At 67.2% G+C, this 25111-nt stretch carries 25 protein-coding genes; 14 read left to right on the forward strand and 11 right to left on the reverse strand.

Features of this window, described 5'->3' with window-relative positions; all coding sequences use genetic code 11:
• Positions 1-10: 10 nt before the first annotated feature.
• Positions 11-988: a LysR substrate-binding domain-containing protein gene (locus VEIS_RS01065; RefSeq protein WP_011808026.1), complete on the reverse strand. Its 978-nt coding sequence runs from the start codon at positions 986-988 to the stop codon at positions 11-13.
• Positions 989-1190: 202 nt separating this feature from the next.
• Complete coding sequence (locus VEIS_RS29485) at positions 1191-1367, reverse strand: hypothetical protein (RefSeq protein WP_198137941.1); 177 nt, start codon at positions 1365-1367, stop codon at positions 1191-1193.
• Between VEIS_RS29485 and VEIS_RS29490 the strand changes: the two genes are divergently transcribed.
• Genes VEIS_RS29490 through VEIS_RS01085 form a run of 4 tightly spaced genes read left to right on the forward strand, consistent with a single transcriptional unit; the run spans position 1349 to position 5294 of the window.
• Positions 1349-1834 (forward strand): porin, encoded by a 486-nt coding sequence (locus VEIS_RS29490; RefSeq protein ID WP_049773776.1) that lies wholly within the window; start codon positions 1349-1351, stop codon positions 1832-1834. The two genes, VEIS_RS29485 and VEIS_RS29490, sit on opposite strands and share 19 nt — an antisense overlap.
• Before the next feature lie 57 nt (positions 1835-1891).
• Positions 1892-3055 (forward strand): Bug family tripartite tricarboxylate transporter substrate binding protein, encoded by a 1164-nt coding sequence (locus VEIS_RS30120; protein WP_011808028.1) that lies wholly within the window; start codon positions 1892-1894, stop codon positions 3053-3055.
• Positions 3052-4152: a CaiB/BaiF CoA transferase family protein gene (locus VEIS_RS01080; RefSeq protein WP_011808029.1), complete on the forward strand. Its 1101-nt coding sequence runs from the start codon at positions 3052-3054 to the stop codon at positions 4150-4152. The genes VEIS_RS30120 and VEIS_RS01080 overlap by 4 nt, the downstream gene beginning before the upstream one ends.
• Before the next feature lie 38 nt (positions 4153-4190).
• Positions 4191-5294, forward strand: a complete 1104-nt coding sequence (locus VEIS_RS01085; protein WP_011808030.1) for a serine hydrolase domain-containing protein — start codon at positions 4191-4193, stop codon at positions 5292-5294.
• Between the two features lie 377 nt (positions 5295-5671).
• Here VEIS_RS01085 and VEIS_RS01090 read toward each other — a convergent pair whose 3' ends face one another.
• Complete coding sequence (locus VEIS_RS01090; protein WP_232287814.1) at positions 5672-7405, reverse strand: sigma-54 interaction domain-containing protein; 1734 nt, start codon at positions 7403-7405, stop codon at positions 5672-5674.
• A 164-nt stretch (positions 7406-7569) separates the two neighbouring features.
• Here VEIS_RS01090 and VEIS_RS01095 point away from each other — a divergent pair, with 164 nt between their 5' ends.
• The 8 genes from VEIS_RS01095 to VEIS_RS01130 are packed head-to-tail and all read left to right on the forward strand — an operon-like array spanning position 7570 to position 15599.
• Positions 7570-8814, forward strand: coding sequence for a CaiB/BaiF CoA transferase family protein (locus VEIS_RS01095; RefSeq protein ID WP_011808032.1), 1245 nt, complete (start codon positions 7570-7572; stop codon positions 8812-8814).
• A gap of 12 nt (positions 8815-8826) precedes the next feature.
• The gene (locus VEIS_RS01100) at positions 8827-9606 is read left to right on the forward strand and encodes an enoyl-CoA hydratase-related protein (RefSeq protein WP_011808033.1); all 780 of its coding nucleotides are present in this window, start codon (positions 8827-8829) and stop codon (positions 9604-9606) included.
• Positions 9607-9642: 36 nt separating this feature from the next.
• Complete coding sequence (locus VEIS_RS01105; RefSeq protein ID WP_041950380.1) at positions 9643-11319, forward strand: class I adenylate-forming enzyme family protein; 1677 nt, start codon at positions 9643-9645, stop codon at positions 11317-11319.
• On the forward strand, positions 11316-12080 hold the full coding sequence (locus tag VEIS_RS01110) for an enoyl-CoA hydratase/isomerase family protein (RefSeq protein ID WP_011808035.1): 765 nt from the start codon (positions 11316-11318) through the stop codon (positions 12078-12080). The genes VEIS_RS01105 and VEIS_RS01110 overlap by 4 nt, the downstream gene beginning before the upstream one ends.
• An 11-nt stretch (positions 12081-12091) precedes the next feature.
• Positions 12092-12838, forward strand: a complete 747-nt coding sequence (locus VEIS_RS01115; RefSeq protein ID WP_041950381.1) for an SDR family NAD(P)-dependent oxidoreductase — start codon at positions 12092-12094, stop codon at positions 12836-12838.
• Between the two features lie 14 nt (positions 12839-12852).
• Positions 12853-14019, forward strand: a complete 1167-nt coding sequence (locus tag VEIS_RS01120) for an acyl-CoA dehydrogenase family protein (RefSeq protein ID WP_011808037.1) — start codon at positions 12853-12855, stop codon at positions 14017-14019.
• Between the two features lie 35 nt (positions 14020-14054).
• A complete protein-coding gene (locus VEIS_RS01125) occupies positions 14055-14930 on the forward strand; it encodes a 3-hydroxyacyl-CoA dehydrogenase family protein (protein WP_041949709.1) in 876 nt (291 codons plus the stop codon).
• Between the two features lie 3 nt (positions 14931-14933).
• Complete coding sequence (locus tag VEIS_RS01130; RefSeq protein ID WP_041949710.1) at positions 14934-15599, forward strand: 3-hydroxyacyl-CoA dehydrogenase family protein; 666 nt, start codon at positions 14934-14936, stop codon at positions 15597-15599.
• On the opposite strand, the gene VEIS_RS01135 is transcribed toward VEIS_RS01130, so the two are convergent.
• On the reverse strand, positions 15592-16764 hold the full coding sequence (locus VEIS_RS01135; RefSeq protein WP_232287815.1) for an enoyl-CoA hydratase/isomerase family protein: 1173 nt from the start codon (positions 16762-16764) through the stop codon (positions 15592-15594). The two genes, VEIS_RS01130 and VEIS_RS01135, sit on opposite strands and share 8 nt — an antisense overlap.
• Between VEIS_RS01135 and VEIS_RS01140 the strand changes: the two genes are divergently transcribed.
• On the forward strand, positions 16757-17536 hold the full coding sequence (locus tag VEIS_RS01140; protein ID WP_011808039.1) for an SDR family oxidoreductase: 780 nt from the start codon (positions 16757-16759) through the stop codon (positions 17534-17536). The genes VEIS_RS01135 and VEIS_RS01140 overlap by 8 nt on opposite strands.
• Positions 17537-17605: 69 nt before the next feature.
• Positions 17606-18583 (forward strand): Bug family tripartite tricarboxylate transporter substrate binding protein, encoded by a 978-nt coding sequence (locus VEIS_RS01145; RefSeq protein ID WP_011808040.1) that lies wholly within the window; start codon positions 17606-17608, stop codon positions 18581-18583.
• Positions 18584-18723: 140 nt separating this feature from the next.
• Here the strand turns inward: VEIS_RS01145 and VEIS_RS01150 are convergent, their stop codons facing one another.
• From VEIS_RS01150 to VEIS_RS01180, 7 genes are all read right to left on the reverse strand, one after another.
• Positions 18724-19713, reverse strand: coding sequence for a tripartite tricarboxylate transporter substrate binding protein (locus VEIS_RS01150; protein ID WP_011808041.1), 990 nt, complete (start codon positions 19711-19713; stop codon positions 18724-18726).
• Between the two features lie 99 nt (positions 19714-19812).
• Positions 19813-20283: a MaoC/PaaZ C-terminal domain-containing protein gene (locus tag VEIS_RS01155; protein WP_011808042.1), complete on the reverse strand. Its 471-nt coding sequence runs from the start codon at positions 20281-20283 to the stop codon at positions 19813-19815.
• 6 nt (positions 20284-20289) lie between these two features.
• A complete protein-coding gene (locus VEIS_RS01160) occupies positions 20290-21399 on the reverse strand; it encodes a thiolase family protein (RefSeq protein ID WP_049774016.1) in 1110 nt (369 codons plus the stop codon).
• 53 nt (positions 21400-21452) lie between these two features.
• The gene (locus tag VEIS_RS01165; protein WP_041949711.1) at positions 21453-22595 is read right to left on the reverse strand and encodes an acyl-CoA dehydrogenase family protein; all 1143 of its coding nucleotides are present in this window, start codon (positions 22593-22595) and stop codon (positions 21453-21455) included.
• A 14-nt stretch (positions 22596-22609) separates the two neighbouring features.
• Positions 22610-23020 (reverse strand): Zn-ribbon domain-containing OB-fold protein, encoded by a 411-nt coding sequence (locus VEIS_RS01170; protein WP_011808045.1) that lies wholly within the window; start codon positions 23018-23020, stop codon positions 22610-22612.
• Positions 23017-23799: an enoyl-CoA hydratase/isomerase family protein gene (locus VEIS_RS01175; RefSeq protein WP_011808046.1), complete on the reverse strand. Its 783-nt coding sequence runs from the start codon at positions 23797-23799 to the stop codon at positions 23017-23019. The genes VEIS_RS01170 and VEIS_RS01175 overlap by 4 nt, the downstream gene beginning before the upstream one ends.
• Positions 23796-25055, reverse strand: coding sequence for a CaiB/BaiF CoA transferase family protein (locus tag VEIS_RS01180; protein ID WP_011808047.1), 1260 nt, complete (start codon positions 25053-25055; stop codon positions 23796-23798). The genes VEIS_RS01175 and VEIS_RS01180 overlap by 4 nt, the downstream gene beginning before the upstream one ends.
• Between the last annotated feature and the right edge of the window lie 56 nt (positions 25056-25111).

Below are 25111 nucleotides of genomic sequence, written 5' to 3' on the forward strand. Positions count from 1 at the left end.
CGCCACCGAATCAGTGCGAACGGAACATCCGCAGCACCTCCGTTCGCACCATGGCCAGCAGTGCGTCCAATGACGCCTCCGGCGGCGCCGAACGCAGGCGCATGATGCCCACGCGCGGCAAGGACATGCTGGGCACCACTTCCAGCATTCTCAGCCCATGGTGGTGGATGAGATAGCGGCCAGCGTCGGCACGGAGCGCGCCGACAGTCCCCGCCGCATGGTGCAAGATGGTGCCGATTGCCGGGATCGAGCTGGCTTCCACGACACCGTGTGGCAAGCCGTGGCCGTGCAGTGTCAGTTCACGCCGCAGCGTCATCCAGACCAGGGAGTTGCGCGGGGGCAGCACCCAGGGCAGCCGGCACAGGTCGGCCAAGTCCAGCGGACCCTCCAGCCCTGGGGTGTCGGCGCCAGTCACGAAAGTAATGGCATCTTCATACAGCGATTCGAAGCGCAGTTGCTGCAACTCGTCGTCGCTGCAGGAGCCATCGTCCAGGCTGCCGATGACAACGTCGAGCTCCCCCGCATGCAGCATGGAAAGCAACTGCGCACTGACGCCGTCGCTCATGATGACCCGCCCTGCGGGCGTGCAGCCCAGCCATTGGGCCACGGGGCGCGCCAGCAGTGCTGCTGCGGTGAATGACGGCGACCCGATGCGCAACGCCGCGCCCGAGCCTTCGCGGTGGCTGGGAAGGTCGTCGACCAACTGTTCCAGATGCGCCAACGAACGCTGCACCTGCGACAGAACGGCCAGCCCGAAGCGGCTCAGCCGTACCCCTGTCGCCTCCCGCTCGAACAACGGCGCGCCCAATGTGCGCTCGAGCTCGCGCGCCATCTTGGTGATCGCGGGTTGGGTCACATGCAACGCCTCGGCCATCTTGCGGAAGTTGGCACCTGCGCCGGCCATGCGCACCAGTTGCAGTTGGGGCAGCCGCAGCCCACGCAGCAGCGAAGGGAACTGGCGCAGTTCGGAAGTGGAAGACTTAACCATGGGCGTAACCCTCGAAAGAATTTGTCAATTGAAGTGAAGCGGTGCTCGTTCCTAAAATGAATTCACAGGTTCGGCAAGGGCATTGCCCCCTTCCTGCCCCTCCCGCCCCTTCCACGGGCCTGTGCCGCAGGGCGCACCCACCGGCCCCAAGGCATTCGATGACAACGATTGGAGACAATACACATGCACCAGCCATTGGCGTTCATGCCAGCGTTGCCAGTGTCGCGTCACCGATCAGATGTCGTAGGCTGCGCGCAGCCATCGGAGCGCAGCGCAAGGCGCATCGCGCAGCCCATACCGAGCGTATTGGCAAGCGATGCAACGCCGCGATGCGCTTCGATGGCCAGCGCAGACCGACAGATGATCGGTGACGCGACACTAGCCTGCGCCTGCGCGGCGCAAGCGCAAAGTTCCGTCACCGTGTTCGGCGCGCTGGACGCCGCTCTGACCCACTCCAAAGGCTCGGTCGCCAGCGGCACCACCCTGTCCAACAACAACTGGGCTGCGTCGAAGCTCGGGTTCCGTGGGGTCGAAGACCTCGGCGGCGGGCTCGAGGCGGGCTTCTGGATCGAAGGCGCCATTCTTCCCGACAGCGGAGCAGGGGACGCGACGAACACCAACAACCCGCCGGGTGGTCAAGGCAGCGTGGGGGGACTCACCTTCGGGCGCCGCTCCACGGTGAGCCTGTTCGGACCCTGGGGCGAACTGCGGGCTGGCCGGGACCTGCAGCCGCACTACCTCAACATCGGCCTGTTCGACCCCTTCGCGCATATCGGCATCGGCCAGGCCCGGTTGCCGACATCCACGGTCGCAGGCGTCGCCATCGGCATCGAGCACACTTTCTGAGCACGGTGCACCTGCAAGCCCGCATCGAGCCATCCGATCCCCCGAGGACATTTGCATATGCCTGATCGACGTCGTTTCCAACTCCAGCTGATGGCCCTGGCAGCCGCCGGCACGGGCCTGTCCCGTGCGGCGCAGGCACAGGCCGGCGATTTTCCGAGCCGCCCGGTGCGGCTCATCGTGCCGTTTGCCGCAGGTGGCGGGCCGGACCTGCTGGCGCGTGCCATGGCGGTCCGCCTGGCGCCGGCGCTGGGCACAGGCGCTGTCGTATTTGTCGAGAACATCGTCGGCGCCGGTGGCATCGTGGCAGCGCAGAACGTGGCACGCATGGCACCCGATGGTTACAACTTGCTGATGGGGGCTTCGTCGCACATGGTGCAAAAGGCCATGCAGCCGAGCGTGAAGTTCGATCCCCAAAAGGACTTCGCGCCCATCTCGCGCATAGGCCTGGCGCCTTCCATCCTGGTGGTGGCCGCCGATGCGCCTTACCGCAGCGTCGCAGACCTGATCGCCGCAGCACGCAAAAATCCCGGCACGCTCAACTACGCCTCCGGTGGCGTCGGCAGCGCCGCCCACCTGTGCGGTGCGGCGCTGGCAGTGCACAGCCAGGTCGATGTGGTGCATGTGCCCTACAAAGGCTCTGTCGAGATCGTGCCGGCCATCCTCGCGGGCGCGGTTCATTTTGCCTTCCCCATCGCATCGACGGCGGCCGCGCATGTGCAGTCGGGCAAGGTGCGCGCGCTGGCAGTCACCGGTGCGAAGCGTCTCGCGGCCTTCCCGCTGGTGTCGCGTCACGGATCAGATGTCGTAGGCTGCGCGCAGCCATCGGAGCGCAGCGCAAGGCGCATCGCGCAGCCAATACCGAGCGTATTGGCAAGCGATGCAACGCCGCGATGCGCTTCGATGGCCAGCGCAGACCGACAGATGATCGGTGACGCGACACTAGTGCCCACCTTGCTGGAGTTGCTCGGCGCCAGCGATCTGGTGCTCGACGCGTGGTTCGGGCTGTGGGCTCCCGCCGGCACGCCGGTGGCGATCGTGCAAACCGTGTTCAAGGCCCTGCACCGGGCGTTCGAGGACCCGGCCCTGCGCAAGGAGATCGAGGACACCGGCACGGTGGTGGGCCTGAGCGCGTCGCCGCAGGAGTTCACCGGCTTCATGCAGGCCGAGGCCGCGAAGTTCGAACGCCTCGTCAAGGCTGCGCAGGCGGGCATGCAGCGATGAGCGCCGCTGCATGGCAGGCGCCGCCACAGGCGCTGCGCGGGGTGCGTGTGCTCGACTTCAGCCACGTCATCGCCGGCCCGTTCGCCACCTTTCAGTTGGCCCGGATGGGCGCCGAGGTGATCAAGGTCGAGCGCCCCGGGGGCGGCGATGTGATGCGCCGCAGCGGATCCGGCGCCCACGCGTTCACGGCGCTCAACGCGGGCAAGCAGGCGCGCGCCATCGACCTGGCCACGCCGCCGGGCCGGGCCGAGGCGCTGGACCTCGCGCGCCAGGCCGACCTGATGGTGGACAACTACCGCCCCGGGGTGCTCGAACGCCATGGCCTGGGCTACGAACAGGTCAAAGCCATCAACCCGCGCATCGTGTACTGCGCCATTTCTGGCTACGGCCGCAGTGACCCGGCACTGGCAGCGCGCGGCGCCTACGACCATGTGGTGCAGGGGCTGACCGGCATGGCGATGCTGGCCGGCCAGGAATGCGACCCGCCGATCAAGGTCGGCTTTCCGGTCATCGACGCGGCCACCGGCTTGGTAGGTGCGCTGGCCATGATGGCTGCACTGCGCGAACGCGACCAGACGGGCCACGGCAGCTTTCTCGACGTGAGCATGTGGGCGAGCGCCCTGCAACTGATGTACCCGTTCGCCTGCGATGTGCTGAGCACCGGGCAGGAGATCGCGCGGGTGGGCAACAAGGGCTTTTCTGGCAGCCCGGCGGCCGACATGTTCGCCTGCCGCGACGGGTGGCTGGCGCTCGGGGCCAACACGCCGCAGCACATCGCGGCACTGATGCAGGTGCTGGGCGTCGACCCGCAACGCTATGCCCCGCTGCTGGACGCCGGCTCCGGCAAAGGCCCCGCGTTCGCACGGGCCCGGGACCCCGCCGCCTTTCGCGAACTGCTGGCCGAGCAACTGGCCGGCCATCCGGCCGCCGAGTTGGAACAGCGCCTGAACGACGCCGGCGTGCCGGCCGCGCGCGTGCGCAGCCTGCGTGAATTCACGCAGCAGGCCGTGGACACCGGCTTGCTGCAGCCGCTGGTGCTTGGCGCGGGCGAGGAGCGCGCCGTCACGCCCGGCCTGGGCTGGCGGGTGGCCCGGTGAGCGGCCATGCCGTGCAATGGCATGGGGGGGGATCGACCATGACCGCTGGACTCGACAGGAACACCATGGCACGGGCGGCCCTGCTGTGCCTGACCGCAGCCATGCTCGGCTGCGCCTCGTCCCCCTGCTTTGCACCGCCGCCCGGCCGCACTGCGGGCGCTGCGCTGCAACTGCGCGCCGATTGGGACGCTGCCGCGCTGCAGGAGGTGCTGGCCTACGCCCGGTCCCAAAAGACCACGGGGCTGCTGATCATCCACGACCGGCAGGTCGTCGCCGAGCAGCACTGGCCGCTGCCCGGGGACGCGGCTGCTTTCCGCGCCGCATTCGTGCACGGCCAGGCTCCCGACGGTGCGCTGCTTGAAGACGTGGCCTCGCAGCAAAAGAGCTTCATCGCCATCCTGGCCGGCGCAGCGGTCGACCGCGGGCTGCTGGATGTCGAACGGCCGGTGTCGGCCTACCTGGGTGCGGGCTGGTCCAGGGCGGCACCTGCGGCCGAGGCGCGCATCCGCGTGCGCCACCTGCTGGAGATGAACTCCGGCCTGCGGGAAGACCTCCGCCCCGAAGCGGAACCGGGCGCGCGGTTCTTCTACAACACGCCGGCCTACGCAGTGACCCAGCGCGTGCTGGAACAGGCGGCCAGGCAGCCCCTGGACGAGCTGACGCGCCGCTGGCTCACCGAGCCGCTGGGCATGGCGCAGACGGACTGGCGCGCGCGGCCTGCGGTGCTGGCCGACTCCGGCAACCCCACCGGGCTGGTGACCACGCCGCGCGACATCGCCAGGATGGGCCAGTTGGTGCTCGACCGTGGCCTGGCGCCCGATGGCCGCCGCGTGATCTCCAGCGCGCAGTTCGATCTGCTGCTGCAACGCAGCGCCACCAACCCGGCCTATGGGCGGTTGTGGTGGCTCAATGGCGGCAGCCACGCGCTCCTTGCCGGTGCCGGCGCGCCCCGGCGCGAGGGCCCGCTGATCGCAGCGGCGCCCGCCGACCTCGTGGCGGCCCTGGGTGCGCACGACCGCAAGCTCTTCGTCGTGCCGAGCCGGCAACTGATCGTCGTGCGCACCGGCCAGGCAGCGCCGGCGCGCGACTTCAACCAGCAACTGTGGTTGCGCCTGGCGCGGGCCTTGCCCGGCGGGGCCTGAGGCACCACGGCGCAGCCCCCGGGTGGCGGCCAACGGCCAGGGGCTGCGGATGCCGCGCAGAAAGATGTCGGCGAACCGGTCCGCCAAGTTTCCGGCGCGGGTCTGTTCGCACGGAATGCATCTTTTGAGAGCGCCACGTTGGCCGCTCGCCGCTGGCGCAGATGCGTCACCCCCTGGCTCGGCTGCCTGCTGTGGGCGAGCACGCTGCGCGCGCCGTGCATCAGCAAGGTGCGCAGGCAGGTGTCGCCGCATTTGCTGCTGCCCGGCATCCGCATGCGCCCGCCCGTTCATGCAGCGCCAGACAGCATCGCTGGCAAAGCCAGGGGCCAGGCGGCTGGCCTACGGCAATGCATCCGGCGCGTCATCCGCCCAGCCCTTCAACTGAGCGCTGATCCGGTGGCGGCACCCAGGCCGATTTGCGCCAGCCGCTTGTACAGGTAGGAGCGTGAGATACCCAGTTCGGCGGCGACACGTTTCTTGTTGCCTTGCAGCCGGGCCATGGCCTGCCGAATCAGTTGCTCTTCCACTTGTTCCACCGCGTTGCTGACGCGCAGTGACGCGCGTGGCGCCGCGCCAGTCAACGCCAGGGCGGCATGGCCTGCGCCGTCGGACAGCATCGGCGGCAGTTCGGCCGGATCGGCGTCGATGATCCCGAAGTCGGCTGGCACGACCACCTCGGATTCGCAGAAGATGGCCGCGCGCTCGACGGTGTGCATCAACTGCCGCACATTGCCCGGCCAGCGCTGGTTTTGCAGGAACTCGCAGGCCGCGTCCGAGAGCTTTTTCGGGCGTTGCCGGTGCCGCTCGGCAAACTGCCGGAGCGCCAGTTCCGCCAATTGCGCAATGTCCTCGATCCGCTCGCGCAGCGAGGGCATGCGGATGGTCACGCCGCCGATCCGGTAAAACAGGTCCAGCCGGAACGAACCGTTGGCGATCATGGCCTCGAAGTCGCGGTTGCTGGCGCTGATGAGGCGGAAGTTGGAGTGGCGCAGTTCGTTGCCGCCCACGCGCTGAAAGTTGCCATCTTGCAGCACGCGCAACAGCTTGACCTGCACATCCGCCGGCATGTCTCCGACCTCATCGAAGAACAGTGAGCCGCCATCGGCCTGCTCGATCTTGCCCTTGCGACCCTTGCGCTCGGCCCCGGTGAAGGAGCCGGCCTCGTAGCCAAAAAGCTCGCTTTCAACCAGCGTGGCAGGCAGGGCGGCAGCGTTGACCATCACCAACGTGTCATCGCGCCGGGGGCTGAGCTTGTGGATCGCATGGGCTGCAAGCTCCTTGCCGGTGCCGCTTTCGCCGGTCAGCAGCACCGGAACGTCCAGCGGCGCGAGCTTGACGATCTGCTGCTTGAGGCGTTGCATCGCCGGGCTGTTGCCCAGGATTTGATCGAGGCCGTAGCTGCGGTTGCGCAGGTCGCTGAGCTCGCGCCGGTAATAAGCGACTTCGGACTTGAGCTTCGATAGTTCGGCAGACAATGCCTGCAGTTGCTCCGGCCCTTTGAACATGATCTGCCCGATCGCGCCGACGATATCCCCGTGGCGGTTGCGGATCGGGTGGCGCGATACCACGCGGGTGATGGCGCGCATTTCGTGCAGCAAACCGATCTCTGCCTTGCCGGAGGCGACCACATGGTGCAGCCGCGAGTTCTCGATCACTTCGGTGGCATGGCGGCCGGTGCCGCCGCCCGGCGGCAGGCCGAAGAAGCGTTCGTGCACCGGGCTCATGTAGCGGACGATGCCCTGCCGATCGACGACGCTCAAGGCCTCAAACGGATTGGTCAGGAAGTGCGCCAGGATGTCGGCCGCGAAATCGACGGCACCAACGAACTCGAAGAGCGCGTCGCGGCTGTCGCGCTCCATCGCGACCAGCACCGTGGCGTCTGCCGCCGGCAGGGCCACCACCACGATCGGCGCGCCGTCCGGCGTCTCGGCGGGAAAGACCTTGCGCTGGCGCCGGCGGGCTTCATGCCATGCGGCAAGGATGCAACGGGCCACCGCAGGTTGCAGTGCAATGCCATTGGTGGCCATCGCTTTGCCATCCGCGCCCAAGACCAACACGCCGCGCAATGCATGCAGGGCGGTGCTGCTCGAACCTGTCTTTGGTGTCTCCATGGCGGACATGATTTGATGGCTTTCAAGCACCCCTGTCTTCGGCAAAGACATCGGGACGATGATCATTCGGCGCGGCACGGGTCCGGGATGCCGGTCGGGACGGTATTTTCTGACTACCGGATGAAAGCGCAAGGCATGGCACGCGCTTTGCACGAAACCATGCAATGTCTACGCCAGAAACCCCGCTCCCGTTGCATGGCCTGCCGGCCAAATCCGCTGCTGCGCTCGACCTGTTGGCGGGCCTGAAAGTCCTCGATCTGACCACGTCGATCGCGGGGCCTTATGCCGGCCAGTTGTTGGCCGACCTCGGCGCCACGGTCGTGAAGGTGGAAAAGCCCGGCACCGGCGATGATGCCCGCGCCTGGGGGCCGCCGTTCCTGCATGGCGAGTCGCTCTGGTTCATGAGCGTCAACCGTGGCAAGCAGAGCCTGACGCTGGATATGGCTGCGCCGGCCGGCCGGCAAGTGCTGCGGCAACTGGTGGCCGAGTGCGATGTGATCTTGCTGAACCTGGTGGCGCGCGCGCAGTGCAAGCTGGGCCTGGATGCCGATGTGTTGATGGGGCTCAATCCGCGTCTGATCCATGTCTCCATCACCGGCTTCGGGGTCGGATCGAGCCGCGCGGATCTGCCCTGCTACGACCTGATCGCGGAAGGCTATTCCGGCGTCATGGATCTGACCGGCGAGGCCGATGCAGCGCCGCAAAAGGTGGGCACGCCGGCCGCAGATCTGTTGGCCGGCAGCGATGCCGCGATGGCGGTACTGGCCGCGCTGTGGCGCCGCCAGCGCAATGGCAAGGGCTGCGTGATCGATGTCTCGATGGTCGAGAGCATGTCGCGCTTCATGGCGCCGCGGCTGATGCCCTACCTGGGCTCGGGTGAGCTCAGCCGGCGCACCGGCGGGCGCGACAGCGTCGTCGCGATTTACCAGGTTTTTGATGCCGCCGACGCCCCGATGACCTTGGGGCTTGGCAATGACGCGATCTGGAAGCGCTTCTGGGACGCCGTGGGCCAGCCTGAAGTAGCGGTCGATCCCGGGTTCGCCAGCAATGCCCTGCGACGCGCCCGGCGCGAAGACCTGGTCGAACGCATCGCCGCACTGATCGGCTCCCGGCCGCGTGCCCATTGGCTGGAACTGCTCGGGGCGGCGCGCGTTCCTTGCGGGCCTATCCAGCGTCTGGACGAGTTGGCGCAAGACCCGGCGCTGCACGCGGCCGGCTTCCTCTACCGTATCGACGGGCCGGACGGCCCCATTCCCCAGGTCGGTCTCGGCATCCGCTTTGATGGCCGCACCGAGGGAACGGCGCTGCCGCCGCCCAAACTGGGCGCCAATACCCAAGAAGTGCTTGGCCAGTGGCTCGGCTGTGCTGCGGCGCAGATCGAACGACTGCGCGCGCAGCGCATCGTTTGACAGGAGCATCCCATGCAGTTCGAGGAAATCACGTATGAGGAAGACGGCCCCATCGGCACGATCACGCTGAACCGGCCGCATGACGGCAACATGTTCACACCCCGGATGTGCCACGAAATCCGCGATTGCATCGACGGCATTCGGCGCGAGACGCGCACCCGCGTGATCGTCGTGACCGGCGCTGGCGAGAAATTCTTTTGCATCGGCGGCCGCAAGGAGGGGATGCAAGACACGCTGCTGTATGCCGGCGTGCTGCCGACGCTGGAGATGTACGAGGCCATCGACAAGCTGCAAAAACCGGTCATTGCCTCGGTCAACGGTTTCGCCGTCGGCGGCGGCAACGTGCTGCATGTGGTGTGCGACATCACGATCGCCAAAGACAGTGCCATGTTCCGACAGGTCGGGCCGATGATGGGCAGCTTCGATGGCGGCTACGGGACTTGGTATCTGGAAGACCTGATCGGCAAGAAGCGCGCCAAAGAGATGTGGTATCGCAACCCCAAGCTGACGGCGCGCCAAGCGCTCGAATGGGGTTTGGTCAACCATGTGGTGCCCGATGCCGAACTCCAGGACTTCACCCGCAAGATCGCGCTGGAGATCGCCGACCGGGGCGCTTTTGCGCTGGCTTCGATCAAGGCCTCGTTCAACGCGCGCCATGGCGGCGTCTCGGGCCTGTCGCGCATGGCGCATGACCTGCTGCTGCGCGGCTACCTGGACAGCAGGGAACACACCGAGCTGGCCGCCGCGTTCGCCGGGCGCAGGGCGCCCGAGGCCTCGGAGTTCGGCCATTGAAGTGCGCCCGTGAGACACATGCAGGAGGCCCCGGACATGTCGCATCTTCTGACCTTGCACGACCCGGCCAAAGCGCGCGAGCACTATCTCTCGGGCGTCTGGCAGACCGACACGCTGTATTCGCTGGCCCGCCGGCATGCGGCCGAGCGCGGCCAGGCCTATGCCGTGCGCGATTGCGCGCGGCGCCTGAGCTGGAATGCGCTCGTCGCCTGGGTGGATGTGCTGGCGGCCGATCTCCACGAAGCCGGCCTGCGGCGCGGCGACCGGGTCTCGGTCTGGCTGCCCAACCGGATCGAGAGCGTGCTCGTGTTCCTGGCTTGCTCGCGCAACGGCTATGTCTGCAATCCATCGCTGCACCAGAACTACACGGTGGCAGAGATAGCAACGCTGCTGTCAGGCATCGGATGCCGGGCCTTGTTCGCGCAACCGGACTATGGCGCGGATGCCCGCAGCGCCGACATCTTCGCGCGCGCTGCCACATTGCCCGGCATGCAGCGCATCTATGCGCTGCCCGGGCTGAGCCACCCGGGCAGGGCCATTCCTGCGCCCGCGCATGCGCTGCCCGAGCCTGGGCGGCCGTTGCGCCTGCCATTGCCTGCGGTCAGCACCAACCCCGACCAGGTCGTCTACCTGGCGTTCACCAGTGGCACGACCGGCCAGCCCAAGGGGGTGATGCACAGCGACAACACGCTGCTGGCCAATGGCCGCGCGTTGGTCCAGGACTGGCGGCTGGGACATGGCACGGCGCTGCTGACCCTCAGTCCGATGAGCCACCACATTGGCACCGTGGCGCTCGAGCAGATGCTGGTGGCCGGCTGCGAGCTGGTTCTGTACGATCCTTTGGCCGAAGTCGCCGCGCTCGACTGGATAGCAACCACCGGGGCGACCTATGTCATGGGCGTTCCGACGCACGCCATCGACCTGCTGCAGGAGTCGTCCCGGCGCGGCTGGCAAAAGCTCGGGGCGGTCAAGGTCTTCTACATGGCAGGCGCGCCGATCCCTTCGGAAACGGCGCGCCGACTGTTGGCGCTCGGCGCCACGCCGCAGAACGTCTATGGCATGACCGAGAACGGCTCGCACCAGTACACCAGGCCATCCGACCCCGTCGAGGTGATGACCGGCACCTGCGGCAAATCCTGTTCGGGCTACGAGGTGCGCCTCTGGAACGCGCAGAACCCTGACCTGGAGGCCGCGCCGGGCGAGATCGGCGAGATCGGTGGCCGAGGCGGCGGGTTGATGCTCGGCTATTTCAGCAATCAGTCGAGCACCGAGCAATCCTTCAACCGCAGCGGCTGGTTCCTGAGCGGCGACCTGGGACGGCTCGATGCCGAGGGCAACCTGCAGATCGTTGGCCGCAAGAAGGACCTGATCATCCGTGGCGGCCACAACATCCATCCGGCCCCCATCGAAGAACGCGCGCATCGGCATCCCGCCGTCAGGAAGGCCGCCGCCTTTGGTGTTGCCGACGCGCGGCTCGGCGAAAAAGTCTGCCTGGCCGTCATCTGCGACGAGCGGGCGCCGATGCCGCAGGAGATGCTGCAACATCTGGCGCAAGAAGGTCTGTCGAAGTTCGACATGCCGGAGTTCTACGCCGTGGCGCAGGAGTTTCCGCTGACCCCGAGCGGCAAGATTTCAAAGCGCGAGCTGGTGCAATGGGTGGCCAGCGGCCGCTTGCAGCCCGAACCCGTGCGCTACCGCGCCGCAGCCCAATGATCGAACTCGCACGAGACGAAGAATTTGCCGTTCTGACCATCCGGCGGCCGGCGGCATTGAACGCGCTGAGCTTCGATTTGCTCGGCAAGATCGGCCCGTGCATCCGGCAAGCGGGGCAGTCGGGCGCCCGCGCGCTGATCGTCACCGGCGAAGGCGACAAAGCCTTTTGCGCCGGCGCCGATATCAAGGAGTTGCAAAACCGCGAATTGCGGGCACAACGCGAAGGCGCCGAGTTCGGACAGGCGGTCTTCGCGTTGCTCGACCGGCTGCCGATTCCTTCCGTGGCATTGGTCAATGGCTTTGCCTTCGGCGGTGGCTGCGAGCTTGCGCTGGCCTGCACGCTGCGCCTGGCCTTGCCGAACGCCCGATTCGGCTTGCCCGAGGTCAAGCTCGGCCTGATTCCCGGCTACGGTGGCACGCAGCGCCTGCCGCGCCTGGTGGGCCTGGGGCGCGCGCTGGAACTGGTGCTGACGGGGCGCACGGTGGACGCGCCGGAGGCGCTCGCGATCGGCCTGGTCAACCGCGTCGTGCAGCCGCCCGGGCTGGCTGCGGCCAAGGCTTATGCGCGCCAGTTCAGCGGGCATGGCTTGCGCGCGTTGCAGTTCGCGCGCGAAGCCGTCTTGCGCGCGGCGGACATGCCGCTGCACGATGGCCTGCGCATGGAGGCCGACCTGTCGACGCTGGCCTACCGCACCAGGGATGCGCAAGAGGGCCTGCAAGCCTTTGTCGACAAGCGCCCGCCCAAGCCGGCAGACTGCTGATGGAGCAGCCGATGGATCGATCCTGCATCGTCGTCACCGGGGCCAGCCGCGGCATTGGCGCGGCCATTGCCTGCGCCTTGCTGCAACAGGGCCGTGATGTGATTGGCGTATCGCGCAGCGGCGCCGTGCCGGCCTGCGCCGGCCTGGCGCCTGAGCTGGCTGCGCGCTGCACAGCCATGCAGGCCGACGTGACCCGCCCGCAGGCCATGACCGACGTTTGCCGCGAACTGCGCGAACGAGGCTGGCGCATCCAGGGCTTGGTGAACAACGCCGGCATGCACGCCGACGCAGCCTCGGACCGAATGCCGCTGGCGCAGTGGCACCAACTGATGGACAGCAACGCGCGCTCGGTCGTCAGCGCCTGCCAGGCGGTCTACCCGCATCTGGTCCATGCCGGTGGCGGCGTGATCGTCAACATCGGCTCTTTTTTTGACAAGCTCGGTGTCAAGCGCAACCTGGCGTACTGCGCCAGCAAGGCGGCGGTCGGGGCCATCACCAGGGTTCTGGCCGTGGAATGGGCCAGCCAGGGCATCCGCGTGATCGATGTCGCGCCCGGCTACATCGTGACCGATCTGAACGCCAAAGCGCTGGCCGCCGGTGCGCCTTTGCGCGCCTACCTGGAGCAGCGCATTCCCGGCAAGAAACCGGGCACAGCGGCAGATGTCGCGGCGCTGGTGGCGGCGCTGTTCACGCCCGCTGGCGCCTTCCTGAGCGGCGAAACCATTTATCTCGATGGCGCCCAGGGCATTGCCCATTGAAGGAACGAAAGCCGATGAACATCCTGCAACGGCTCGATGCGCGCCTTGCGCTCTCCGACGAGGAACGGATGCTGCTGGCGAGCGTGCAGCAACTGGCCCGTGAACAGGTTGCGCCGCGCGCCGGGCATTTCGATCGCAGCGGCGAATTTCCGTCGGAGAACCTGCGCGCCATCAACGCGCTCGGCCTGAACGCCATGTTCATACCGGCGGCCTACGGCGGCGCCGAACTGTCCTACACCGCCTACCTGGCCTGTGTCCGCGAAATCAGCCAGGCCTGCGCGGCCACCGGCATCATCTGGGCCACGAACTACCACGCCATCAAGCCCTTGATCGACTGGGGCAGCGAGGAGCAAAAGACCCGCCTGCTGCCGCGCATCGCCGATGGCGCCCTGGCCGCGCTGGCCATCACCGAGCCGGACGCAGGCTCGGACGCCACCGGCATGCGCACTTCGTTCCGGCCGGTGGGCGATGATGTCCTGGTCAACGGCGGCAAGAGCTTCATCACCAACGGCGACCGGGCCGGGCTGTACCTGCTGTTCGGCAAATGGGAAGGCATTGCCGGGGCCAGGCAGAGCATCTCCGTGCTGATCCTGGAGCAGGGCACTCCCGGCCTGTCGGTGCTGCGCCTGGAAGACAAGATGGGCATGCGCGCGTCCGGCACGGCCACGCTGGCGTTCGACGGCTGCCGCGTGCCGCAGGCCAACGTGCTGGGCCAGCCGGGCGATGGGCTGAAGATCCTGTTCGCTTCGCTGAACAAGTCGCGCCCCAGCGTGGCGGCCCACGCGCTCGGTATCGCCCGGGCCGCTTTCGAGGACGCCGTGGCTTACATCAACCAGCGGCGCCAATCCGGCCAGCGCATTCTTGAATTCCAGGGCATACAGTTCATGGTGGCGGACCTGGCTGCCGAACTGGCGCTGGTGGAAAGCTGGCTCTGGCAGGTCGCAGGCTGGGTCGACGCCGGCGCCCAGGACTTCGGCATGGAGGCATCGCTGCTCAAGTTGCGTGCCACCGACCTGGCCATGCGTGTCGCCACCGACGCCGTGCAATTGCTCGGCGGCTACGGTTACTGCAAGGACTATCGCGTCGAGCGGCTGATGCGCGATGCCAAGATCACCCAGATCTGGGAAGGCACCAACCAGATTCACCGCCAACTGATCGGCCGCAGTTTCTTGCAGCGCTGAAGCCTGTCCAGGGAAAACCGCATGAGTGACATCGCATGAGTGACATCGAAACCATTGGCATCGCCGGCGCCGGAACCATGGGTGCCGGCATCGCCCTCGTCTGCGCCCGGGCCGGTTTTCGCACCCGCGTGTTCGACATGCAGCCCTCGGCGCTGGAGCGCGCGCGTGACCAGGCCGGGGCCTTCTTGCGCAAGAGCGTCGAGCGCGGCAAGCTGGCCGCAGAAAGGCTGCCGCAGATCATGGGGCTGTGGCATGGCAGCACCAGGCTCGAAGACTTTGCCGACTGCGCGCTGGTGATCGAAGCGGTTTTCGAGAGCCTGCCGGTCAAGCACCAGTTGTTCGGCCAACTCGACAAGATCTGCGCGCCGCAGGCGCTTTTCGCCAGCAACACCTCGACCCTGAGCATCACCGGGATTGCCGGCGGCTCAGGCCGCGCCGACAGGTTCATCGGCATGCACTTTTGCCTGCCGGCGCAGCTGATGAAGCTGGTCGAGATATCGCCCGGCCTGGCCACCAGTCAGCAGACATTCGCGCGCGCCTGGGACTGGTGCGAGCGCCTGGGCCAGCAGCCCGTGAAGACGCAGGACACCCCGGGCTTCGTGCTGAACTACTTCCTGATCCCGTTCCATAACGACGCGATACGTTTGGTCGAGCAAGGCGTGGCCGAGCCGGCCGACATCGACTTGGCGATCAAGACCGCCATGGGCTATGCGATGGGCCCGATGGAGTTGCTCGATCTCGTCGGCATCGACACCCAGAAACTGCTGTGCGAGGCCCTGTACGACGCCACCGGCGAGCCCCGTGCCGCCTGCCCTGCGCTGGTCAAACGCATGATCGCGGCCGGCTGGCTCGGCAAGAAGAGCGGCCGCGGCTTCCACCCGTACCAGGATGACAAGATGTTCGGAGCCTGAGCCATGGACAGCAGCTACAAAATCATCCAGGCCGGGGACAGCCGTTCCTTCGACGGCCCGCACCCATTCGTCGACAACTCCGATCCGCAAGGCGCCGCGCGCGTGTTCATCGGCCAGCATGCCGGCAGCGCCTTCGCCGCCGCCGGGCCACTGGATGCCTGCCCATTCATCGCCATCGAATTGGGGCAGGAATGCCTGGGCGAGCACACCGGCGAAGACGGTGGCCGCGAAGGCTCGAATGTGCTGGGCTTGGCCCGCTTTCGCCTGGGGTCTGCGCCGCCGACAGCGCTGGTCGAACTGGTGCGCCAACCGCAGACGCGACCGGCGGCCATCGCTGCGGCCCGTGCCGCGCTGACCGCCGCTGGTCTGAAAGTGGCCATTTGCGGCGACTTCCCGGGCCGCATCGTCGATCGCCTGATCCGCCCCTACCTGAATGCCGCGCTGCGCCGACTCGATGAGCGGCTGGCCAGCGCGCAGGATTTGGACAAAACCCTGTGCCTGGGCCTGGGCTATCCCGAAGGGCCGATCGCGCTGCTGGAGCGCACGGGCCTGGCGCAGCACCACGATGTCACGCAGGCCCTGTACCGCGCACTGGGCGAACCGGCCTATGCACCGGCGCGCCGCGCCCAGGTGGCCAAGGCGCGCCAGCGCCGGGCCGGGTTCAACTGATCGGACGGTCTTGGCCGCCAGGGGTCTGCTGACGCACCGGGTGGGCCGCAGCGCCGACGAAGTCCGCAGGGCGCCCCGCGATGGCGGCCGCCAGACCCTCGCGAAATTCGGGGTGGGACATCGCCAGCGCCTGCCCGAGGCCCTCGAATGCCAACATGTCGTGCAGCGTTGTCTCGAAGCTGCGCGCCATCAGGGTCTTGGCCAGACCCATGACCTCGGCCGGACCGGCAGCCAGGCGCGCGGCCTCCTGCAGGCCGGCGGCATCGAGCTGTTCGTCCGGCACCACCCGGGCCACCAGGCCGAGTTCGAGCGCCTCCTTGGCCCGCATCGTCGCGCCGCCGAACAGGAAATTCTTCGCCCGTGCCATCCCTATGAGCCGTGGCAGTTGGTACATCACGCCGATGTCCGGAATCGTCCCCAGGCGGAAAAAGCCGGACATGAATTGGGCGCTCGTGCCGGCGATCACGACATCGCCCGTGAGCGCCAAGCCCATGCCGCCTCCGACCGCGTGACCGCGCACGCCCACCACCACCGGCTTGTCCAGCGCCATCAGTGGCGTGAACCAGCGGATCAGGTCGCGAAAGCGCCGGTGCACGGGCCATGGGTCGCTGTGGGTTTGCAGCATCCTGAAGTCGCCGCCGGCACAAAAACTCGGCCCCTCCCCGGTCAGGTATAGCGCGCGCACGGACCGATCCTGCGCGGCACGGTCCACGGCGGCGCCGAGTTGCTCGCGCAGCGCGCTGGTCAGCGAATTCCGGTTTTCCGGGCTGTTCAGCCGAATGACGAACACGCCACCCTCTTGCGCTGTCTTGACCCACTGCATGGCGCTCATCGTCGATCCTCCTTGGTGTTCCTTGGTGTTCCTTGGTGTTGCACTGCACGCGGCGGCAGGTCCGTGGCACCGCAAAGCCTGTGCCAAGCCGGCTAGTGTCGCGTCACCGGTCAGATGTCGTAGAGATGATCGGTGACGCGACACCAGGCTCCACGGGGTGCTGCGCCGCCGGCCGTCGGCCAGGCAATGTGTCTTCGAGGACAGCAGACCGGTGCGCGCCAAAGACACTCGGGCAGCGTTTGCGCCGGGCCATGCCTGCCGGGCGGGATGGCACAGGGCTTGCGCATCGTCGACCAATGCACTTGCGACGATCGGGAAAATACGGATGTTCACCAACGACACGCTCAAGGGCCGTACCGCCTTGATCACCGGCGGCGGTACCGGCATCGGCCTGGAGATCGCCAGCGCCTACGCCCGATTGGGTGCCTCCGTGATGCTGGTCGGGCGCAACCAGGAGCGCGCGCAGGAGGCCGCCGAGGGGCTGCGCCGCGCAGGCGGTCAGGCCGCAGCCTGCCGATGCGATGTGCGCGACTACGACCAGGTAACGAACGCCGTTGCCGCCACGCTCGCCCGCTTCGGTGCGCTCGACATCCTGGTGAACAACGCTGCCGGCAACTTCGTCTGCCCCAGCGCCGAGCTATCGCCCAATGGTTTCCGCACCGTGATCGACATCGACTTGAATGGCACCTTCCATGGCTGCCATGCGGCCCACCCGCACCTGAAAGCCTCGCGCCATGGCGGCTCCATCATCAGCATCATCACGATGCGCGGCGTGACCGGATGGCCGGGAGCCATTCATGCCGCTTGCGCCAAGGGCGGCATCTTGTCGCTGTCGCGCACCCTGGCGGTCGAATGGGGCGGCGACGGCATCCGGGTGAACACCATCTCCCCCGGACCGATAGCCGACACCGAAGGCGTGCGCCGGATGTACATCGAGTCCGGCAAGGGGCCATCGGAGGTGGGCAAGACCGCCCTGGGCCGCTGGGGCCGCAAGGCCGACGTTGCCAACGCCGCCGTCTTCCTGGCGTCGGATCTTGCCGATTACGTCACCGGCGCGAACCTGATCGTCGACGGCGGCCGCTGGCTCAAGCAGGCGGCGGACTGATCCGACGGCCCATCTTCTGCAACCCATCTTCTGCGGCCTGATGCCAGCACCAGGAAACGAGACCCCAGCATGCAAGCGTTCAAAAACACATTCCGTGCCGCAACCGCCGCACTGGCCCTGATCATGGCGGCGCCCGTGTCTGCCCAGGAATACCCGAGCCGGCCCGTGCGCCTGATCTGTCCCTATGCCGCCGGTGGTTTGACGGACATCCTTGCCCGGACCGTGGCGCAGGAACTGTCCCGGCGCCTGGGGCAGCCGGTGATTGTCGAAAACCGCGCTGGCGGCGGCGGCATTGCCGGCACCGACTTCGCGGCCAAAGCCGCGCCGGACGGCTACACACTGACTTTGGCAGGACAGGGATTGGCCAGCGTCAATACCTCGCTCTACCCCCATCTGCCATACGACACATTGCGCGATTTCAAGCCCCTGTCGCAGATCGCCAAGTTCTCTTTGGTGCTGGTGGGCCATCCACGGCGCGCGCCGGAATCGGTTTCCGATCTCATCCATCTGGCGCGCAAGAACCCGGATGCGCTCAGCTATGGATCTGCCGGCAATGCGTCTACCGCGCATCTGGCGATGGAGATGTTCAAGGAACACAACGGCCTGTCGCTGCTGCATGTTCCGTTCAAAGGCGAATCTGCGGCCTTGATGGAACTGGTCGCAGGGCGCATCGACAGCATGTTCGCCACCGTCGGCGGCTCGCTCGCCCTGATCCGGAGCGGCAAACTGCGTGCCATTGCGATTCCTGACGATGCGCGCAACCCCCTGCTTGCCGATGTGCCCACCATGCGGGAAGCCGGCATCGAGGACTTCAATGTGTTTGGCTGGTTTGTCGTGTTGGCGCCCGCGAATGTGCCTGAGCGCGTGGCGGACCGGCTGGGCAAGGAGTTCATGGCCATCGGCAGCGATCCCGGGTTCCGCAAAGCCATGCTGGAGCGGGGCATGCAAGCGGTGGGCAGCTCTGCGGCCGAGGCGGCGCAGATGATAGAAAAGGAAACCGGGCGCTGGGCCGCGTTGGTCAAGAAAACCGGCATCGCGCTCGACTGATCGATGCCGATCGATGCGCGGCGCATGGCCGAGCGCCATGGCCGGATTCCTGCCGCCGATTCCTGCCGACTCCTGCTGCGTCCTGCCGCGCAGGAACCAACGGCGCCGGGCTGAATGCGCGCCCGGTGCAGGGCATCGGATCACTCGATCCTGGCGCCGGAGATGGCGATCAGTTCGGCCCATTTCCTGATTTCAGAATGGATGAAAGCCGCGAAAGCCTCGGGCGAATTGGCCATGCTTTCTATGCCCTGGGATTCAAACTTGGCCCGCATGTCGTCAGACTGGCTGATCTTGTTCACCAAGGCGCTTAAGCGCTGGACGATCGCAGCGGGCGTGCCGGCCGGCGCCACCAGCCCGTACCAGGCCCGCACGTCGAACCCCGGGTAGGTTTCTGCGATGGCGGCCAGTTGGGGATAGATCGTCAGGCGCCGGGGCGCGGTGATCGCGATGGCCCGCAGCTTGCCGCCGTGCACGTAGCCCATGCAACTGCTGACATTGCAGAACGTGATCGGCGCCAGGCCGCTCAGGGTCTCGAGGATGGCCGGGCTTTCTCCCTTGTAAGGGATATGCTGCATGTCGATTTTCGCCATGGTCTTGAGCAACTCGCCGCTCAGGTGCTGGGTCGTCCCGTTGCCGCCGGAAGAAAAACTGTACTTGCCCGGGTGTTCCTTGATCACCGCGACGAACTCTGCCAGCGTGTTGGCGGGAAAGCTCGGGTGCACGGCCAGCACGTTCGCGTTGGCCGAATAGTTGGAGATGGGCGCAAAGTCCTTGACCGGGTGATGGGCCATGGTCTTGAACAAGCTCAAATTCCCGGCCAGCGGACCGTTCGATGAGAACAGCAGCGTGTAGCCGTCCGCTGGCGCACGCGCCACGACTTCCGCACCGATGTTGCCGCCGCTGCCGCTGCGGTTTTCCACGAAGACGGGCTTGCCCAATTCATCGGCCATCCGCCGGGCCAACTCGCGTGCCTGGGCATCCGTCGGCCCGCCGGCGGCGAACGGGACGATCATGCGGATCGGCTTTTGCGGATAGTCCTGCGCCTGGAGGCCGCTGGCGGCTGCGATCCACGCGCAACTGCCGAGCAGCATCGAAACGAGACGGCGGGCATGGGCATGTCTGGAATTCATTGCACGGCTCCGGTGGGTGGGGGATGCGAGAAAAACGCCGAAAAGTGCCGAAAAACACCGAAAAGCGCCGGTACGCAATGGCGCGTCGGGCCAGCCGCTTCACGCCGGCGGCCGGCGCCGGTACATCAGCGTGGCCCGCATTTCCTGCACCACGCTGCCGTCTTGCTTGAGGCATCGGCGCGCAAAGGTGACGACGCCGCGATCGGGCCTGGAGGTTTCCTTCTTGCCGACCACGGTCGAGCGCATGTGCAGGGTGTCGCCATGCCTGACCGGGGCCAGCATGCGCCAGGCGTCGATCTGCAACAGCGCGAGCAAAGTGCCGTCGTTGATGCCGCTGGCGTACTGCAAGCCGCCCATGATGGAATAGACCAACGGGCCATGCGCAATCGGCTCGCCGAACGGCGTCCGCTTGCAATACTCGTGGTTGGCGTGGATCTCGTTGAAGTCGCCCGACAGGCAGGCGAAGTTCACGATGTCGGTCGAGGTGATGGTGCGCTCGGGCGTGCGCAGTTCCTGGCCGATCGCAAAGTCCTCGAAATACATGCCGCGCGCAGCATCGATGCTCGTCATGGTGTGTCAATCCGGTGTGTTGCTGAAGATGGCGGTGCAGTGCGAAGACAGGATGCCCCCTTCGTTGTGCACCAGAGCGACCCGGGCATCGGCCACCTGGCGCTCGCCGAGACCGCCGCGCAACTGCCGCACCGCTTCGACGATGCCGAACAGGCCGCCTGCGGCGCCCGCATGGGCATGGGAGAGCATGCCGCCATGGGTGTTTACCGGGAGTATTCCGTCCAGCGCGGCGTGGCCGGCTGCGTAGAACGCACCGCCTTCGCCGCGGCCGCAAAAGCCCAGCGCTTCGAGCTCCAGGATGGGAACGATGGAAAAGCAGTCGTACAACTGCGCCAAATCGATGTCGCGCGGCCCCAGGCCCGCCATGCGGTAGGCGATCTGGCCACTTTGCCGGACGCCGAATTCGGTCAGGCTGTCGGCGCAGATGAGGTGCTCGTGGGTATGGGCCTCGCCAATGCCGGCCAGGTAGACCGGGGCCTGGGCGCAATCCTTGGCGCGCTCGCGCGCGGTGACGATGAACGCGCCGCCGGCATCCGAGATCAGGCAGCAGTCGAGCAGGCGCAGCGGGTCGGCGATGGGCTTGGAGGCGGCCACGTCGGCCAGCGTCAACGGGCTGCGCATCTGGGCGTTCGGGTGCAGGCTGGCGTGCCGCCGGCTGGTCACGGCCACCGCCGCGAGTTGCTCCGGGGTGCTGCCGAACTCATGCATGTGGCGCCGCGCGATCAGCGCGTACAAGGCCGGGATCGATGCGCCGTAAGGCGCCTCGAAGTACGGATGGCCGACGGCGCTCAAGGCCGCCAGCGTCTGGTCGCGCGACTGTCCGGTGGCACGGTTCTCGCCGGCGCACACCAGCACGGTGTGGCAGCGGCCGGCCGCGATGGCATCTGCCGCATGCCCCAGCATCACGCCGGGCGATGCGCCTCCGGCCACCACCGAGGCCGCATACCGGGGCGCGAGGCCGAGGTATTCGCACAGCACCGAGCCGAGCATGAAGTACGGCTCGGTGAACGAGTAGGCGGTCAGCAGGCCGTCGATGTCCGATACCTTCAGGCCCGCGTCATCGAGCGCGCGCCGGGCCGCCTGGGCGTTCAGGCCCAGGCCGCTCATGTGCGGCATCTTGCCGATGTCGGATTCGCCGACGCCCACCACGGCGACCTTGTTCTTGAGCGTCACAAGCCCAACTCCCTGGCGATCAAGCCGCGCTGGATTTGCGAGGTGCCGCCGCCGACGGTGCAGTTGCGCGCGTCGCGCCAGTAGCGCTGCATGTCGTGATCGGTGGTGTAGCCATGGCCGGCCAGGATCTGCATGCCCTGCGTCGTCGCCCGCACCAGCATCTCGGAGACGAACAGCTTGGCCATGCTGGCTTGCTTCGCGCAGGGCAACTGCATGTCGTAACGCCATGCGGCCATCGCCACCATCCAGCGCGCGGCTTCGACCTCGGTGGCCATGTCGGCCAGCATGTGGGCGATGACCTGGAAATCGCCGATCGGGCGTCCGAATTGCCGGCGCTCACAGGCATAGGCGATGGCATCGGCCAGCGCACTGCGGGCGCTGCCCAGATAGTTGGCCGCCAGCGTGATGCGCTCGCGCTCCAGATGGCGTGTGATGTAGTGCCAGCCGTGGTTGACTTCGCCGATCAGGTAGCGCCGGGGGATGCGCACGGCGTCAAAGAAGATCTCGCACAGGCCGACGATCTTGCGCCCGACCGTATCCAGCCGCCGGATGGTCAGCCCCGGGCTGGTGTTGGGCACCAGAAACAGCGAGATCCCTTTGTGCCTGGGCGCGTCGGGGTCCGTGCGCGCGGCGACGATGATGTGGTTGTTCAGCGCATCGGCGCCGCTGGAAAACAGCTTTTGCCCGTTGAGCACCCACCCGTCACCGTCGGCCCGGGCCCTGGTCTGCAGGCTGGCGGCATCGGAGCCGGAGCCCGGCTCGGTCAGGCTGAACGACAGCTTGACAGCGCCGCTGGCCACGCGCGGCAAAAACTCCTGCTTGATCTCCTCGCTGGCGAAGTCCGACAAGATCATGCTGCCCCATGCAAGCAGGGCCAGCCGCGTGCCCAGGTCGACGCTGGGGCGGGAGATTTCCTCGTAGACGATGGCACAGTCCTGCATCGAACTGGCGCTGCCGCCATAGGCCTGCGGCACCATCATTGCGGGAAAACCGGCCGCCACCATCTCGTGGTGCAGGGTCTCGGGGAACTCGCCGTCGCGGTCCCAGCGGCGCACATCGCGGGGCGCGCAGTTGCGTTCAACGAAGCGGACAACCGCCTCGCGCAGGATTTCCTGTTCGGTGCCGGGCGCGAAGTGCATGGTCGATGACTCCCTCATCCGTGGTGAACCAGCCGGAACTGGGGCAGTTGCGCGCCGTCGGCGCAGGTTTCGAAGCACAGCTCGACGGCAGCGCCGATGTGCGCCTGCAATGCGTTCTCGCCGAGGATCTGGCTCATCATTCGCGGGCCTTCGGCCAGGTCGATCAAGGCCAGCACATAGGGCACGCGGTCGGCGAACGCGGGCAGGGCCGCGCGGCGCACGATGCAGTAGCTGTGTATCGTTGCCCGGCCACTGGCCGGCGTCCAATGCAGATCGTTCGACCAGCATCGAGGGCACTGGTAGCGGGGCATGAAGAATCGGTGGCCGCAGGCGCCGCAATGCGGCAGCATCAGCCGGCCGGCTGATGCGCCATCCCGGTAGGGACGGTTGTCCGCATTCACGGGCGGGGCGGGCAGCAGGTTCATCCGTTTTCCTTTGCCGATGCCCGGGTCTGTGGCCGCATCCTGGCCATCGCTTGCGCATGCCCGGGCAAGGCGGTGACCAGCGCAAAGGCGTCGGCCTCATGGGCCAGGGCGCCGGGCATGCGCGCGGCCCAGGTCTGGCGCATCAGCGACTTGGTCAGCAGCAAGGATTGCGCCGGCAACCGCGCCAACTCTTCGGCCAGCGCGCGGGCCTGCGGAGCCAGTCGATCGGGCGGCACGACGCGCCGCGTCAGGCCGCAGGCGAAGGCTTCGGCCGCCGCCATCACGCCCCCCGACAGCAGCAGGTCCAGCGCCATGGCCGTGCCCGCTTTGGCCTGCAACAAAAAGGCCGTGCCGCCGTCGGGAATCAATCCGAGCCGGACAAACGGAAAGCGCAGGCAGGCGTCGTCGGCCATCAGCAAAATGTCGGCCGCCAGCGCCAACGCTGCGCCACCACCGGCGGCCGCGCCTTGCACTGCGGCGATCACCACCGGGTTCATCGTGGCCATCAGCTGGTGCTGGCGTTGCGCTGCAATGACGCGCTCGCGCCAGTCCAGCGCGGTCGTGGGCAGGCTGCCCAGGTCTGCGCCGGCGCAAAAGGCGCGCCCCTCGGCGTTGAGCAGCAGCACCCGGACGCCGGCATCGTCGGCCACCCTTTGCAGATGCGCGCCGAACAGGGCGCGGGTTTGCGCCCCCATGGCATTGAGCTTGTCGGGGCGGTTGAGCGTGAGGGTCGCGATCGGACCATCGATCTGCAGCCGCAGGCTGTCATCGCTGCTCATACGGGTCCTTCCTGCCGGTCGATATCCCTGGAGCGCTGGATGGATGCACCGGGTGCTCCGGGTGCTCCGCCCACGGTTGCGCCGGTGGCTGCCAGCGCCGCAATCGCGGCATCGGACAGGCCGGCCTGGCGCAAGATGGCATGGCTGTGCTCGCCCAGGCCGGGGGCCAGCGCCGTGATCGCGCAAGCGGTCTTGCTGAAGTTGACGGGCGGCCTGACCTGCGTGATGTCCCCCTCGCTGGGGTGTGGCGCGCGGATGAAGGCGCCGACCGCCTGCAGGTGCGGGTCCTCGAACAGGTCTTGCAGGCTGTTCACCGGCGCGATCGGAATGCTCCGGGCACGGCACTGCCCGATCCAGGTGGCCGTGGCGCGGGTGGCGATGATGTCGCCCAAGGCCTGGTACAGCGTTTCATAGTTCTTGCTGCGCTCGGCGGTCGTTGCATAGCGCGGATCGACGGCCAGTTCCGGGCGCTCGGCCAGCGCAAAGAAGTCGCGCCAGTTGCGGTCGGTGTAGGGCAGCACGCAGACAAATCCGTCGAGCGTGCGGTGTGGTTTGCGCAGTTGGCTGAGCACGCGCGGATAGCCGACCGCGCCATGCCTGGGGTCGTAGGCGCGCTCCCACAGGTGTTCGACCAGCATGAACGATGCGAGCGACTCGAACATCGGCACCTCGATGCTTTGTCCCTCGCCCGTGCGCTGCCGGTGCAGCAAAGCCGCCAGCACGGCATAGGCGATGCTCAGTCCGGCCACCTTGTCTGCCACGATCGTCGGCGTGAAGCGCGGCTCACCCGCCAGATACTTGTTGCTGTCGGCCAGTCCGCACATGCCCTGGATCATGTCGTCATAGGCCGGCTCCAGTGCATACGGGCCGGACTTGCCATAGCCGTAAGCGCCGCAATAGATGATGTCGGGCGCGACCGCCGCGATGGCTTCGTACCCCAGGCCGAGACGCTCGATGGCATCCGGCCGCATCGAATGCACGAACACGTCGGCATCGCCCGCGACCCGCAACAACGCGGCATGGGCGGCAGGTTGCCGCAGATCGAGCACCAGACTGCGCTTGTTGCGATTGACCGACAGGTGGATAGGCCCCATCGCAGGCCCGCGCGTGGCCCCCATGTGCCGCATGATGTCGCCCTGCGGGCTCTCGACCTTGATCACATCGGCGCCCATGTCCCCGAAGATCTGGGTCGCATACGGCCCCATCACGACGCTGGTCAAATCGACGACTTTGAATCCTGAAAGTGCGCCCGGCATATTGGTTCGTTGCCCCCTCGTGTCCTTGTGTCGATGGTTTCTGGCGCGCGCCGGCG

The sequence above is a fragment of the Verminephrobacter eiseniae EF01-2 genome, from assembly GCF_000015565.1.
Classification (GTDB): Bacteria; Pseudomonadota; Gammaproteobacteria; order Burkholderiales; family Burkholderiaceae_C; genus Acidovorax; species Acidovorax eiseniae.

What these genes read in the sequence shown, in the direction of transcription:
- VEIS_RS29490 (WP_049773776.1), top strand. Translation starts at nt 1,349, where the DNA reads ATGATCGGTGACGCGACACTAGCCTGCGCCTGCGCGGCGCAAGCGCAA.
- VEIS_RS01160 (WP_049774016.1), bottom strand. Translation starts at nt 21,399, where the DNA reads ATGCCGCACATGAGCGGCCTGGGCCTGAACGCCCAGGCGGCCCGGCGC.
- VEIS_RS01080 (WP_011808029.1), top strand. Translation starts at nt 3,052, where the DNA reads ATGAGCGCCGCTGCATGGCAGGCGCCGCCACAGGCGCTGCGCGGGGTG.
- VEIS_RS01165 (WP_041949711.1), bottom strand. Translation starts at nt 22,595, where the DNA reads ATGCACTTCGCGCCCGGCACCGAACAGGAAATCCTGCGCGAGGCGGTT.
- VEIS_RS01105 (WP_041950380.1), top strand. Translation starts at nt 9,643, where the DNA reads ATGTCGCATCTTCTGACCTTGCACGACCCGGCCAAAGCGCGCGAGCAC.
- VEIS_RS01170 (WP_011808045.1), bottom strand. Translation starts at nt 23,020, where the DNA reads ATGAACCTGCTGCCCGCCCCGCCCGTGAATGCGGACAACCGTCCCTAC.
- VEIS_RS30120 (WP_011808028.1), top strand. Translation starts at nt 1,892, where the DNA reads ATGCCTGATCGACGTCGTTTCCAACTCCAGCTGATGGCCCTGGCAGCC.
- VEIS_RS01110 (WP_011808035.1), top strand. Translation starts at nt 11,316, where the DNA reads ATGATCGAACTCGCACGAGACGAAGAATTTGCCGTTCTGACCATCCGG.
- VEIS_RS01175 (WP_011808046.1), bottom strand. Translation starts at nt 23,799, where the DNA reads ATGAGCAGCGATGACAGCCTGCGGCTGCAGATCGATGGTCCGATCGCG.
- VEIS_RS01085 (WP_011808030.1), top strand. Translation starts at nt 4,191, where the DNA reads ATGACCGCTGGACTCGACAGGAACACCATGGCACGGGCGGCCCTGCTG.
- VEIS_RS01150 (WP_011808041.1), bottom strand. Translation starts at nt 19,713, where the DNA reads ATGAATTCCAGACATGCCCATGCCCGCCGTCTCGTTTCGATGCTGCTC.
- VEIS_RS01095 (WP_011808032.1), top strand. Translation starts at nt 7,570, where the DNA reads ATGTCTACGCCAGAAACCCCGCTCCCGTTGCATGGCCTGCCGGCCAAA.
- VEIS_RS01180 (WP_011808047.1), bottom strand. Translation starts at nt 25,055, where the DNA reads ATGCCGGGCGCACTTTCAGGATTCAAAGTCGTCGATTTGACCAGCGTC.
- VEIS_RS01090 (WP_232287814.1), bottom strand. Translation starts at nt 7,405, where the DNA reads ATGGAGACACCAAAGACAGGTTCGAGCAGCACCGCCCTGCATGCATTG.
- VEIS_RS01120 (WP_011808037.1), top strand. Translation starts at nt 12,853, where the DNA reads ATGAACATCCTGCAACGGCTCGATGCGCGCCTTGCGCTCTCCGACGAG.
- VEIS_RS01125 (WP_041949709.1), top strand. Translation starts at nt 14,055, where the DNA reads ATGAGTGACATCGAAACCATTGGCATCGCCGGCGCCGGAACCATGGGT.
- VEIS_RS01130 (WP_041949710.1), top strand. Translation starts at nt 14,934, where the DNA reads ATGGACAGCAGCTACAAAATCATCCAGGCCGGGGACAGCCGTTCCTTC.
- VEIS_RS01140 (WP_011808039.1), top strand. Translation starts at nt 16,757, where the DNA reads ATGTTCACCAACGACACGCTCAAGGGCCGTACCGCCTTGATCACCGGC.
- VEIS_RS01065 (WP_011808026.1), bottom strand. Translation starts at nt 988, where the DNA reads ATGGTTAAGTCTTCCACTTCCGAACTGCGCCAGTTCCCTTCGCTGCTG.
- VEIS_RS01145 (WP_011808040.1), top strand. Translation starts at nt 17,606, where the DNA reads ATGCAAGCGTTCAAAAACACATTCCGTGCCGCAACCGCCGCACTGGCC.
- VEIS_RS01100 (WP_011808033.1), top strand. Translation starts at nt 8,827, where the DNA reads ATGCAGTTCGAGGAAATCACGTATGAGGAAGACGGCCCCATCGGCACG.
- VEIS_RS01115 (WP_041950381.1), top strand. Translation starts at nt 12,092, where the DNA reads ATGGATCGATCCTGCATCGTCGTCACCGGGGCCAGCCGCGGCATTGGC.
- VEIS_RS01155 (WP_011808042.1), bottom strand. Translation starts at nt 20,283, where the DNA reads ATGACGAGCATCGATGCTGCGCGCGGCATGTATTTCGAGGACTTTGCG.